This is a genomic window from Brevibacillus jepli (assembly GCF_047229145.1).
Lineage (GTDB): Bacteria > Bacillota > Bacilli > Brevibacillales > Brevibacillaceae > Brevibacillus.
Genome location: NZ_JBFEFW010000001.1, coordinates 44,087 through 56,293, shown reverse-complemented (window position 1 = coordinate 56,293; position 12,207 = coordinate 44,087). Strand labels below are relative to the sequence as shown.

13 protein-coding genes are annotated in these 12,207 nt (G+C 47.9%); 2 read left to right on the top strand and 11 right to left on the bottom strand.

Annotated elements, in window-relative coordinates; all coding sequences use genetic code 11:
• Window positions 1–74: 74 nt before the first annotated feature.
• The 3 genes from AB1L17_RS00285 to AB1L17_RS00275 form a co-directional block, all read right to left on the bottom strand.
• Window positions 75–257: a DUF4025 domain-containing protein gene (locus AB1L17_RS00285; protein ID WP_412843234.1), complete on the bottom strand. Its 183-nt coding sequence runs from the start codon at window positions 255–257 to the stop codon at window positions 75–77.
• A gap of 120 nt (window positions 258–377) precedes the next feature.
• Window positions 378–881, bottom strand: a complete 504-nt coding sequence (locus AB1L17_RS00280; RefSeq protein WP_412843235.1) for a hypothetical protein — start codon at window positions 879–881, stop codon at window positions 378–380.
• 76 nt (window positions 882–957) lie between these two features.
• Window positions 958–1,383 (bottom strand): MarR family winged helix-turn-helix transcriptional regulator, encoded by a 426-nt coding sequence (locus AB1L17_RS00275; protein ID WP_412843236.1) that lies wholly within the window; start codon window positions 1,381–1,383, stop codon window positions 958–960.
• Between the two features lie 390 nt (window positions 1,384–1,773).
• Between AB1L17_RS00275 and lepB the strand changes: the two genes are divergently transcribed.
• A complete protein-coding gene (lepB, locus tag AB1L17_RS00270) occupies window positions 1,774–2,334 on the top strand; it encodes a signal peptidase I (RefSeq protein WP_412843237.1) in 561 nt (186 codons plus the stop codon).
• Window positions 2,335–2,394: 60 nt separating this feature from the next.
• Here lepB and AB1L17_RS00265 read toward each other — a convergent pair whose 3' ends face one another.
• The 6 genes from AB1L17_RS00265 to AB1L17_RS00240 all read right to left on the bottom strand — a co-directional run bounded on the left by AB1L17_RS00265 (window position 2,395) and on the right by AB1L17_RS00240 (window position 8,964).
• The gene (locus AB1L17_RS00265; RefSeq protein WP_412843238.1) at window positions 2,395–3,231 is read right to left on the bottom strand and encodes a M15 family metallopeptidase; all 837 of its coding nucleotides are present in this window, start codon (window positions 3,229–3,231) and stop codon (window positions 2,395–2,397) included.
• A gap of 82 nt (window positions 3,232–3,313) precedes the next feature.
• On the bottom strand, window positions 3,314–4,204 hold the full coding sequence (locus tag AB1L17_RS00260; RefSeq protein ID WP_412843239.1) for an NAD-dependent epimerase/dehydratase family protein: 891 nt from the start codon (window positions 4,202–4,204) through the stop codon (window positions 3,314–3,316).
• 28 nt (window positions 4,205–4,232) lie between these two features.
• Window positions 4,233–6,266: a gamma-glutamyltransferase gene (gene ggt / locus AB1L17_RS00255; protein WP_412843240.1), complete on the bottom strand. Its 2,034-nt coding sequence runs from the start codon at window positions 6,264–6,266 to the stop codon at window positions 4,233–4,235.
• A gap of 165 nt (window positions 6,267–6,431) precedes the next feature.
• The gene (locus AB1L17_RS00250; protein ID WP_412843241.1) at window positions 6,432–7,511 is read right to left on the bottom strand and encodes a phosphodiester glycosidase family protein; all 1,080 of its coding nucleotides are present in this window, start codon (window positions 7,509–7,511) and stop codon (window positions 6,432–6,434) included.
• Window positions 7,492–7,998, bottom strand: coding sequence for a hypothetical protein (locus AB1L17_RS00245; protein WP_412843242.1), 507 nt, complete (start codon window positions 7,996–7,998; stop codon window positions 7,492–7,494). Before AB1L17_RS00245 ends, AB1L17_RS00250 begins: the two co-directional genes overlap by 20 nt.
• Before the next feature lie 141 nt (window positions 7,999–8,139).
• Window positions 8,140–8,964 carry an RDD family protein gene (locus tag AB1L17_RS00240; protein WP_412843243.1) on the bottom strand — a complete coding sequence of 275 codons (825 nt, stop codon included), beginning with the start codon at window positions 8,962–8,964 and terminating at the stop codon, window positions 8,140–8,142.
• A 50-nt stretch (window positions 8,965–9,014) separates the two neighbouring features.
• Here AB1L17_RS00240 and AB1L17_RS00235 point away from each other — a divergent pair, with 50 nt between their 5' ends.
• On the top strand, window positions 9,015–9,998 hold the full coding sequence (locus AB1L17_RS00235; RefSeq protein WP_412843244.1) for a stage II sporulation protein M: 984 nt from the start codon (window positions 9,015–9,017) through the stop codon (window positions 9,996–9,998).
• On the opposite strand, the gene AB1L17_RS00230 is transcribed toward AB1L17_RS00235, so the two are convergent.
• Both AB1L17_RS00230 and AB1L17_RS00225 read right to left on the bottom strand, forming a co-directional pair.
• Window positions 9,965–11,335: a DUF58 domain-containing protein gene (locus tag AB1L17_RS00230; protein WP_412843245.1), complete on the bottom strand. Its 1,371-nt coding sequence runs from the start codon at window positions 11,333–11,335 to the stop codon at window positions 9,965–9,967. The two genes, AB1L17_RS00235 and AB1L17_RS00230, sit on opposite strands and share 34 nt — an antisense overlap.
• Window positions 11,286–12,206: an AAA family ATPase gene (locus tag AB1L17_RS00225; protein ID WP_412843246.1), complete on the bottom strand. Its 921-nt coding sequence runs from the start codon at window positions 12,204–12,206 to the stop codon at window positions 11,286–11,288. Before AB1L17_RS00225 ends, AB1L17_RS00230 begins: the two co-directional genes overlap by 50 nt.
• Between the last annotated feature and the right edge of the window lies 1 nt (window position 12,207).

The window sequence follows — 12,207 nt, the reverse complement described above, 5'->3', positions numbered from 1 at the left end:
AAAAATTTTTTATCAACTATCCAGAAATGGGCCAGCCTTCATGCATCCAGGCTGGCCTTATTCTTCTTATGTGGTTACGTCGTTGCTTCCCTGTCTTCAATCGTCCCCATCTTGTACATGTCACTGACCAATTCCTGTGTCGTAGCCAAGCCAGCCGTGTGTTCGTCAGCTTCTTGATAATAGACTGCTCCGCTTGCATCTTCTGTGCCTTGATCACTCATCCTGTGTCGAGTCTGCTCTTTATCATGATTTGCCATTTTCATTCCTCCTTCCTTTGCCGTTTCGATCCGGTATAGTTTGTACGAGAATCTCCAGATTTAGCCGAAAAAAAAGACGCCTTGCCCAATCGAGGGACAAAGCGTCTTTATCATCAGTCATTATTTATCGTTATCGGATTCTGGTGCACTCATTGTCCAACCAGCTGCTGGAGCACTCACAGGAACAAAGCCGCCATTTGTAACAAATTGATCTGTTACTGGCATCATAGCCCATCCTGCTACATTGGAAATTACTGGAATGTATTGGCCACTCACGAGTACGAACTCATCTTTACCTGGCATCGTCATCCAGCCACCTTGTTGAGACAGGCCTTGGATAGGGCTTACTGTTTCAGGAGTTGCAGGTTTTACTTCAGGTGTAGTTGTAGGTGCAGTTGTTTCAGTTGCAGGCTTCTCTTCTGTTGCTGGTTTCTCTTCAGTTGCTGGTTTCTCTTCAGTTGCAGGCTTTTCTTCTGTTGTTGCAGGTTTTTCTTCAGTTGTTGTCGCTTCAGTTGCCGTAGTAGTTTCGGTAGCTTTTACTGCCTCTTCTGCAAATGCAGCTTGTGTAAACAGAGCTGCTCCCAAAATACAAGAACTCATGATCAGTGTGCTTTTCTTTTTCATATGTGTACACTCCCATTCCCGCGGTACACACTTTTGTCTTGCAAGAATGTCCCCAAACCCCAACTTGATAGCGTGCCTATATGCACTGCTGCATTTTCCTGAGAAAATACGTAAACTGATCTAACTCGTCGTCAGTCAGATTCTCCAGCAGCTTTCCTACTAGTGCTCTCCTGTCGCACAAAAGTCCTTCCAGAGTCGGAATCGCTTGTTGCGACAAAGTGACCCACACGACACGTCGATCTTGTTCGTCTCGGACACGGTCGATGTAACCGCCCTTCACCAGTCGATTGAGTGCAATTGTGGTGGCACTATTGGATAATTTCAAAATGGTCGCCAGCTCAGAAACTGTGCTTCGTCCTTTTTGATGAAGGACACGTAGCAAGATAAACTGCTTCGGACTGATTGACTCTTCCTCTAGCCAATTACTAATAAAGAAACGAGCAATTTCGACAAATACTCGATCCAGGTCCTCAAGTTTACTGGCACGGGACATATTGCTCACAACATCACCCATTTTCGGAAAATTAATAATATAAGTACTTTTACTATAAAACTATATAGTCTAAGTACTTGAAGATCAAGAGGACTCCCCAAAATTATTTCTTTTCACGAAAGATATGTATGAGCCAGACAAAGTGTTTACCACTTAATATTTTTATTGTAAAACTTATTTCAAGAACATCTTAACTCAAACAGGAAAAACTGACAATAGGTAAGCTAGCAAAATAATGTTACGACTTTTTCCATCTTCATCCACCGAGCCAATTATTTCCTTGAATCATCTTTCGTATCTATTCGTATAGCATGTATAATGGAAAGGCAGCCTTACACGCAAGAGGCAATCGACCACGGCATGTTTGCCACAGAAACCACATACATAGGAGAATTATTAATGGAACAAACCAACCCTACACCAAAATGGAAAGTGGAATTGCTCGATTGGTTAAAATCGTTTGTCTTGATTGGCGGTTTGACCGCCTTTATCTACGTCTTCGTCATGGCTCCCTATGTTGTCCAAGGGCGTTCCATGGAAAGTACGTTGCATGATCGCGAGCGCGTCATCGTAAACAAAGCAATTTACTATCTGAAAGAACCGCAGCCGGGAGAGATCGTCATCGTTCATCCGGATGCAACGGGTGACAACTGGATCAAGCGAGTGGTCGCAGTAGCAGGTGATACTGTGGAAGCCAAAAACGATCAGGTTTATGTCAATGGTCAACCGCTCAGTGAAGAGTATTTAGTCGAAAACAAGTTAAAAGCTTCAGCTTCAGGCGTAACGCTAACCGAGGATTTTGATCCTGTGACGATCCCAGAAGGCAGTGTGTTTGTCATGGGAGATAATCGCAACAATAGTATGGATAGCCGCGTCATTGGTCCTGTTCAACTGGATCATGTAGTCGGACGTGCAGAAGTCGTTTACTGGCCTCTCTCCGAAATCCGCCTTCCACGCTAAGTTTTTTTGCAACAAAAAGCCGCTCCATATACGAGCGGCTCTTTTTCGTTTTCATTTGAATTATTTGTGGGCAATCGCCGCTCCAGAGAAATAATCCTCCAAAGTGAGGCCACCTGCCATAATTTCTGTCGCGATATCCTTACCTACATAACGCAAGTGCCACGGCTCATACGCATATCCAGTGGTTTCTTCCTTGCCTTTCAAATAGCGAATAACGAAACCAAATTCTGCACAGTTTGCCTCTAACCATTGTCCTTCCGGCGTCTCGGCAAACGACTGTTCCAAGCGTGTTTTTGCATCTAATCCGGAAACATCCATTGCTAATCCAGTCTGATGCTCGCTCTTCCCAGGTACTGCACTAAAGGCTGCTGCATGCTCGGCACCTTGCGTTCTTACATACGTTTCGTAGAGCGATCTCTGGGTCTTATACGAACGATAGCCAGAAACGGCATACAGCTCAATTCCTTCTGTCTTTGCTTTGGCAAACAGTTCTTCTAATGCTTGTGCGGCTTCCGCCCTCAACAGTCGCTTTTCTACTTTTTCATCAAAAGGAAACGGCACATTTGGCTCTACTAAATCTGGTGGAATATAATCTGCCGGCAATGCCCGCTGCTTGTTTACGACAACCGTGAGATCTGTTGCATTCGTTACGGTTGGTACTCCATCCACATCTGTAATCGTCTCTGCAAGAGATGCCAGTTGAGGGCGTGCTGTCCCCTCGTTCGTTGGCTCAACTGTTGTTGTTTGCGTTCCCTCACCCGTCGTCTGTCCATTCTCAGCTGCTCCGTTAGACTCACTGGATAACAATCCACTTAATGAAGGAGGTTCACATCCACTGAGTAGTGCTACTGATAGTGCGGCGACGATCGCAAGACAACTGGTGCGATTCTTATTCATGATCGATCCTCCTGGTTCCTTACAGACACATATGTTCTGCTCTACCTTACCATGGAGTTATACGAAAGAAAAGGTAGCTAGGTCACGCTTTTTGCGTGGTATATTCCTCATTTACTGTTTTAATAAGCGCTGGCATCCATTCCTCCAGCGACCAAAATGGGAAGCCCGCTGCTTTTGCCTTGCTGTTATCCATGTAAAAGGATGCCACAAATCCGAATGGAGACTCATCAGCAGCGTCTGCCGTTTGTTCTATTCGAACAGGTTTCCCGACGGTTTGCGCAATCGTCTCCATCAGTTCAGCAAGCGAAACGGTTCCATCTGAGCACGCATTCACAGGCCCTGTGATAGACGCAGTCGCCACCCATTCCAAAAATTGTGCCGCTTCCTGCGCATGAACGAAGCACAGCTGAGCAGCGGGGTTCGAGATACCTATCGGGCGCTCCTCTTGCACATGCTCAATGTGAAAGTATAGTCGACGCGTGTAATCGTCTTCCGCCAGCACGATCGGAAATCGAACCGCTACGACAGGGAAGACCTGCTCCTGAAAAAAGACGGCTTCTGCTTGACGCTTCCCCTCTTGATAGGTCACCTCTTCTCTCGTTTGCGCCTGGATCTGATACGCATACGGATCAAATGCTTCTTCCTTCAAGCTTTCCTCTGCATAATCGTATACCGACAACGTTGAGGTCAAAACGTATTTACCCACTTTCCCCCGGAAAACCTTACATGCATCCATTGCATTTTGGGAGGAATAGCAGATGTTATCGTACACCACATCCCACTGCTCTTCCCCTGCAACCGCAAGTGAGCCGATGTCATCGCGATCAAGTGTTAGCCTTTTGACTGAGGCAGGCAAATCCACATCAGCTAGCCCCCTCGTTGCCACCGTCACATCTGCTCCTGATTCAACGAGGAGATTCACCAATCGTTTTCCAAAAAATCGCGTTCCGCCTAGAACAAGTACTTTCTTCATTTTTTGCCACATCCTTTTCTTGATCGACCTACTTGGTGTTCGTCAACTCGATAGACCGCTCCTCTTCCTTCCAGATGACCGTATAGCCGAGCTTTTCGCCAACTTTTTTGACTGGCAAAAATGATATTCCGTTTACCTTCACTACATCTGACTGGAAGGCCTTCAATTGTTGACCCAGCCCTAACAACAGCTTTTCGGCGTGAACATATGCGGCTCCATCTATCATCGCTTTTTGTTCTGCTGTATACGGATACACATGTCCATTTACGCGTAAATCAAAGGAACCTTCCTTTTCTTCCGGCGTCTGAACGGGCTGTGCAGCTGTATACGCAATAGCATCGACCCCAAGCACCGTACCCTCTCGCGTGTTATCTGCTCCGCCGTACATTTTTCCCGTTTCAAAATCGTAAACAATTGCTTGAACGTTACCAATGTTCGTTGGCTTTTCGGCAAAAACGTGACCTTTTGCCATCAATTGCAGAATGACATCTTGGTCAATGCCCGCTTCCCAAGTAACATTCGGATAGCTGCTAGAGAAAATGCGCGGCGCGCGTATCGCATCCTGAATCTCCATTCCGTGGTCAATCACATTGAGAATGGTCTGGGAGACAGAAGCGATGATCGTGGACCCTCCAGGTGAACCGATTGCCAAGAATGGCTTACCGTCTTTTAGCACCATCGTGGGAGTCATGCTGGAACGTGGACGCTTGCCGGGCTCTACCTGATTGACGCCGCCAGGAATCGCATCAAAATCCGTCAGCTCATTATTCAGCATGAAGCCGTAACCCGGGACCATCACTCCGCTGCCAAAAATATCTTCGATCGTGGTCGTATAAGCCACGATATTCCCCCATTTATCCATTACCGAGAAGTGCGTGGTCTGTTTGACAGGGCTTTGATCCGTCAGCTTTATGGTCACCTCGGGCTTTTTGCCGGGATCGTACTTCCACGGATCACCTGCCTTCACACTGGTATTTGCCGTCACTTCACGAATGAGCTGGCGCCGTTCCTTGATGTATTCGTCCGCAATCAGCCCCTTCTTCGGCACCGGATACACGTCCTCATCTGCCATATACGCAGCCCGATCTGCATAAGCGAGATGATTGGCTTCGATCAGATGATGCAAATAGGCTACAGAGCCGAATCCATCTTTTGCGTTATCGTAGCCTTCCATCAGCTTCAGAATCTGGATGAGTGTCAAGCCGCCGGAGCTGGGCGGTGCCATCGAAATGACTTCGTACCCGCGATACATGCCGCGAACCGGCTCACGTTCTTTCACTTGATAAGCCTTCAAATCAGCAAGCGTCATAGAGCCACCCGTTCTCTGTACTTCCTCGACGAGTGCCTTGCCGATCTCCCCTTCGTACAGGGCATCAGAGCCTTTGTCGCGGATGATCTTCAGCGTCTTCGCCAATTGGGGCTGTACCAGCATTTCCCCTTCCTTGAGAGGAACCCCATTTGGCGCAAACACCTGTGCAGCTGTCCCGTGCTTTTTCAGCTTCTCCATGGAATTGGCGATATACTGAGCGGACACCCAGTTGACGCGAACACCTTTTTCCGCCAATTCAATCGACGGTTCCACCACTTTATCCATATCCCATGTACCATACGAGTCCAACGCGTGTTCTACCCCCAGCAGTGTACCGGGGACACCTACAGCCTGACCGCTTGTATGACGCTCCTCAAATGGGATCGGCTTACCGTCTGCTTGTAAAAACATATCGGGGGTGACCTTTGCAGGGGCCATTTCCCGACTATCAATCACAATCACTTTGTTTTGTTCCTTTACATAAATCATCATAAAGCCACCGCCGCCGATACCGGACATATACGGTTCGGCCACATTCAGAGCAAATTGGATCCCAGCCGCAGCATCAATCGCATTGCCGCCTTGGGCTAAAATATCTCTGCCGACCTGGGCTGCCGCTGGATGAGAGACCGCAACAATCCCCTTCGTAGCTCCTTGCACGCCTGCTGGCGCACCTGGAACTTTTCCCAAGGCAAAATGAGGAAACGACAGCACGGAAACGATCGAGAGGGCTACCAACATCCCTTTTTTCATGCGATCCCTCCTAGTTCATTTATTTGCTTCTTTCATTATTATAATTTTCAGCAATTTTTAAGGTCAACCCACTTTCACAGTTGCCCATACAAACTTTTCTCTACAAAAAAACACTCTTCTGAAGCAAGACTAGTCGTCTCGTCAGAAGAGTGTGCAGGTATACGCTTATGGCATGATGACCAAATTGCTCACCACGCGTCTTTCTTTGCCACCTGAAGGCTTGTTTAACAGCTTGCCATTGAAATAAAACGCACTGGAGCCGCCGCCATCGAGGTTATACGCATCTACTACATGCCACTCTTGCAGCTTTTTCTGCGCTTCCTCCAGCGTAACACCTTTACTCCAGCCTTCCCGTCTTCCGTCAATGACAATAAGTAGTAAATCGCCGTTGTCAAAATGGCCGATCAGCGTCCGCGGTTGACGCGCATTCGCCCAATCACGCGGGATCGGAAGTCTTTTTCCATCCTGCAGAAGGCGCGGCAAAAAGCTCGCTCCCTGCAAAATCCCTTGTTGCGTAATTTGAGCCTGTGTCTTGATGTTTGTCCCGACCAGATGACCTTTGTTGTTAAATCCAACAAAGCTTAGCTTCGAATTATTGGAAAAGGTTCGAATCTTGCCATCAACGACAGTGATGCCTAGCGGAGTCAAATTCCCCTGCTTGTCAGACATAAAGCCGCCTGCATTGATCGCAAGGATGGCTCCTGTACGCTTACCTGCTTGACTCGTCGTCTCACCTTTGCTTTTCACGGAGTTGTTCGCAAGCACCATCTTCAGCGCATTCGGATTTTTTAGGCGAACTTTTGCCATATAGCCCCGGTATCCGCCTTCTTGCAAGGAGTACACCTTCACCGTAGAATTTTTCCCGAAGTGTTGACCGATCGGTTTGCCAAGCATGTTGGACAAAATCGTGTCCAGCACATCCGCGGATTTTTGCGTTTGTGATTTGCTGGCTTCAAGCGCGCTATTGATTTTCTTGTTTTGCTGCTCGTATTCTTTTTGTTCCTTTTTCGAGCGATCACGAATATCTTCGACGATGACCTCGACATTCCGAAGCTGTACTTTGGTTTCGTTGATCCGTTCCCCCAGTGCGACTGCTTGGCTATTCGATTCTGCCACAGGAAGCTTCAAGCCTTCTGTTTGGAGCTTGTCCACTGGATTTGCCTGCGAAAAAGCTACCAAAAAACCGAGCGCAGGTGCCAAAAGAAAGAGGAAGAAACGGTTTACCTTACCAAGCACGGGCAGCATCCTCCAATTTTTTCAGAGATGCTTTCAATTCACCCAGTTGTTTATTTAATTGGTCAACGCGATCCTGCAATGCTTCTTTGGTCTTGTTCGTTCCACCAATTGTTTCACCAGTCAACGCCAAATCTTCTTCCAGACTCGCAAGACCCTTCTGTACATTTTGCATCTCATCCTGCACCAGGGTCAGTTGATCTCCCAATGCCTTCATCTGCTGTTGATTGTCTTCTTGTACTTGATCAATTCGTTGGTTCACAAATTGTTGCTGCTTGTCCAACGTATAAACAGCAAAGGCATAGCCAGCATAGGCAAGTCCTACCCAGACCAGTACGGCCAAAACGATAGGTAGTAAAGGACGCTTACCTTCTGTCTGGGAGGGAATCAAGGCCTGAAACAGGCTGCCTCTTCTGCGTCTTCCTTTCTGCTTCCCGTTTGCCGGGAGTGGCAGCGTGGGTGACGAAGTCGATGACGCTCCCATGTATTTGTCGTCCATCGGCTCCCTCCTCCTTTCTGTGTCATAGAATGAGGTTTTATTATAACATAGAAAGTTTTTGAAGCAGCATTTTGCTGAATAATGGAAAAATAAGTCGATATAAGAAAATACCGCCAAACATTTATTTGGCGGTACTTCTCTTTATTTACGGATATGAAATTCGTTTTGCAGCTGATTGTGTAGCCGATGCAAAAACAGAATCGGGTCTTCTCTGTTGATCTGTTCGTCATGAAGCTCTAATTTTTTGCGCATAATGCTTGAGATCTGACTGCCGAGCTCATACTTCTTTTCTTGGGAGAGAGAAGGCAATCTGCTGATGAAGGAGGAAAGCAGCTGCCAGTCCTCACGGGTAATCGCCTGTTTTTGCCGCTCATCTAGGACGAGTGGCGCTTGATTCAACTCAAAGCTGTTTTTCGCCTTGTCTTTCTTTCCCTGAAAAAGAGTGGATCGTTGGCCCGTTTCCACAACGACTATCGTACCTGCTACCATATCGCCAATTCGCTTATCGCGGGGGTGGAAGAAGCAGACGAGCGCTCCCAGAAAGTAGCCAGATGGCATCCCATCAACGATACGAAACAAATTCCGAATCGTCGAGGAAATAAACGTTGCTGGCTGACCATTATCACGGATGACACGGATTCCCAACAGCCTTTTGCCAACGGTCTGTCCGGACCAGAGTGCTTCCAGAAATAAAAAGTAGCCAAAATTAATGAGGAAGATCAGAAGGATGACGACTGCCATCGCGTAGCTGCCAGAATCCAGGAAAAAATCATCTTCATTTCCAAATAAAACTATACCAAACATTATAAATACAGTAAGATTAACCAGGAGCAAGATGACGAAATCAATCAGCATAGCAGCTGCACGGCTGCCAAGTCCGGCCGTCTGAAATCTTAGCATAACATGCTCTGGTGTCACTACCGACGCTTCTCGATTTGAATCACTGCCGTATGTCGGTTCATTCATGATGATTTACTTCCCCCTTTCGATACTTTGCTAATAAGGAGGCATTATACATGGATATTACCTCGTTTTGGCACAAGCATAAAGCCTCTTGGGCCGAACTGGAGCAATTAGTGGAGCGTTTTACCCGCCAACCGCGACACATCAGTGCGACTGATATTGATCGACTGACCCAATTGTACAAAAAAACATCTGCGCATTTGGCTTATGTACGTTCCTACCATCCTGCCGACGAGATCACCCTATACTTAAACCAACTCGTCTTACGCGCACATAACTTGGCTTACAAGCAGCGGATGGGCAGCTGGCAGCAGCTCAAGTATTTCTTCGGCAGCTACTTGATGGGGCTGGTCCATAAGCGAATGAGCTTCATTGGCTTGGCAGCACTTCTATTCATCATCGGTGGTGTGTCTGGATTTGCCGCTGTCATGGTCGATCCGCTCAACCTGTATTATGTGTTGCCACAAGGGATGGCTGAACAGATCGATCCATCCAGGCTGGGAGAAGGGCATGAATCACTTAACAGCCCGGTCATCTCCACGATGATTATGACGAATAACATGAAAGTAGCCATACTCGCCTTCGTCAGCGGGATTACGTTCGGAATCGTCCCGATCTATCTCTTGCTTTTCAACGGCCTGCTGGTTGGAGCCTTGGCAGCGGTCTATTATCAGGCTGACAGCAGCTATGCGTTTTGGGCCTACATTTTGCCACATGGCGTGATCGAGCTGACTGCCATCTTCATTGCTGGCGGAGCAGGCCTTCACATGGGGTACCGCTTGCTAGTGCCCGGTCGCTACGCGCGAAAACATCAATTTTTGGAGGCGGCAAAAGAGTCTGCGCAACTGCTATTGGCCACGATCCCCCTCTTGTTCATCGCAGGAATTATCGAGGGTTATATTACCCCATCGAGTCTCTCACTCGAAGCCAAGTACATCGTAGCTGTCGGGACATTGCTTTTGCTTATCGCCTGGTACCTCGTCGGATGTAGACCCGATGATTCTCACAAAGCTTCTCTTGATTTGATGTCCAAATAAGCATTGATAACTGTCAGCGTCAATTGATCGGCCGGAACGTCCAGTACCTGGATACCTGCGCCGATCATTTTTTGTTGAAACGCCCTACGATCCAGCTGAAACCGTTGTGCTACTGCCTTCGTAAACGCCAAGCTGCTGTTGCTCGTGTTCGTATGACTCCATTCATGCAAAAGCGGATCTGCCAAAGAAAGCAGCAAGAGCAAATGCGAACGGCGCATCCGCCACAAATAATTGCTCAACTGATCTTCGACGAGGTAGTTCTCCATATCCGAAAAAAGAACGACCAAGCTCCTTCTCTTCTGCTGGCGATTTAAAAATTCGAGCGCCTTCGCCGGATCTGCCTCTACAAAATCACTTTTCAGGTTGTATGTTGCCTCTAGAAGGGTATGCAAGTGGCGCAGCCCTCTACCTGGAGGTATGTACGTCTTTATTTCATGCGAATAGGCTAATAGCGCTACCTGATCTCCTTGGCGCAAGGCTACCGCAGCTAAGGTGAGGGCAGCCTCCAGCGATATATCCAGTCGCGTTTGGTTATCCAGCTCGACTCCCATTAGCCTGCCACAATCAATCAGAATGGTAATGACCTTGCCGTGCTCGGGGCGATACTGATTCGTCATCAGACGGCGGGAGCGTGCTGATGCTGACCAGTTGATCGTGCGCGGATCATCATCAGGAACGTAATCGCGAATGGCATGAAATTCAGTACCCGCTTTCGCTCTACGCATGATTTTTTTCCCATCGACGATCAAGCTCTCTTGCAACGAAGCCAAATAGCCGCGAACGGCAGAAAGGTCTGGATATACCTTGACGGTTTGTTCACACAGAAAGCGGCTTTGGCGATACCATAAACCGACCTTTCCATTCCAACGCATGTAAAGCCAGCGGAACACGTATTCACCGCGTTCTTTTCCTCGCGTCATGAAAGCTATTTTGTTTAAGGGTTGATCCATAACACCTGTGACTAGACCTGCTTCCTCAAAGGACAACGGCAGATCATCCACAATGAAGTAAGGAACAGATTGCCCGCTTCTGTTCGCAAGTTCCAGCTCGATCGAAAACGACTGTCCGATATCCGTCTGCTCTGGCAAAATACGCCGGATCGACAAGTCACGTCGCTTTGGGATGGTAAACCAGTCTATGATGCTTGCGATTACGAGTAAGCCGTTGTACAAGAAGAAAATGGAATAGCCAACCTCCAGTATAAACCCGATGACCGCGATCGGTACGCCAAGCAATACCGCGACAAGCAGGCGCTTGGAGGGCAGGACAAAACGGTCCGCCAAAAAATCAGCGAGGAACTGGAATAGCCGCCAGCGTCTCTTCGATGATGTGGTCACTGGTACCCCCCTCCAATTCTACCTGCGGTGACAGTATGAGTCGGTGCCGCAATGCAGGACGGGCCACCATCTTCACGTCATCAGGCGTTACAAACATGCGATTGTCCAAAAGTGCCCACGCTTTGCTCGCCATCAGCACAGCGATTCCTGCACGAGAGCTGGCACCCAGGAGCAGTCGTTTCGTTTCGCGTGTATTTCGAATCAATGTCGTAATGTACTCCAAAATCGAATCATCCACGACAACCTCTTCTAATTGGCGTCGCTTTTCCAATATCGCATCCCATGTAAAGAGCGTCTCTTGCGTGCGCTCGTGACTGCGTTTATTCGGGATATGCTTCGCGAGTATTTGCTTTTCATTTTCATGGGAAGGATACGACATCGTCAGCTTGAACAAAAAACGATCGAGCTGTGCTTCTGGCAGCACATACGTACCTTCGTACTCAACCGGGTTTTGCGTAGCGACGACGAAAAATGGATCAGGTAACGGATAGGTGACACCATGAATCGTCACTTGTCCTTCTTCCATCGCTTCCAATAAGGCTGCTTGCGTTTTCGGTGGTGTCCGATTGATCTCGTCAGCCAGCAATAGGTTTGCAAAAACAGGGCCTTTGATTGTCTCAAACTGGTTCTGTTGCATGTTAAACACCACATGGCCAATAATGTCAGATGGCATCATGTCAGGCGTAAACTGGACGCGCTTGCTCACGCCCCCCATTAATTCCGATAAGGTTCGCACCATTTTCGTCTTACCAATACCAGGTACACCTTCTAGCAATACATGACCGCCGGCAACCAAAGCCGTTAGCAGTAACCGAATATTTTGCCGCTGACCAACCAGCTCTTTTTCCATTTGTTGCAATAATTGCTCCACG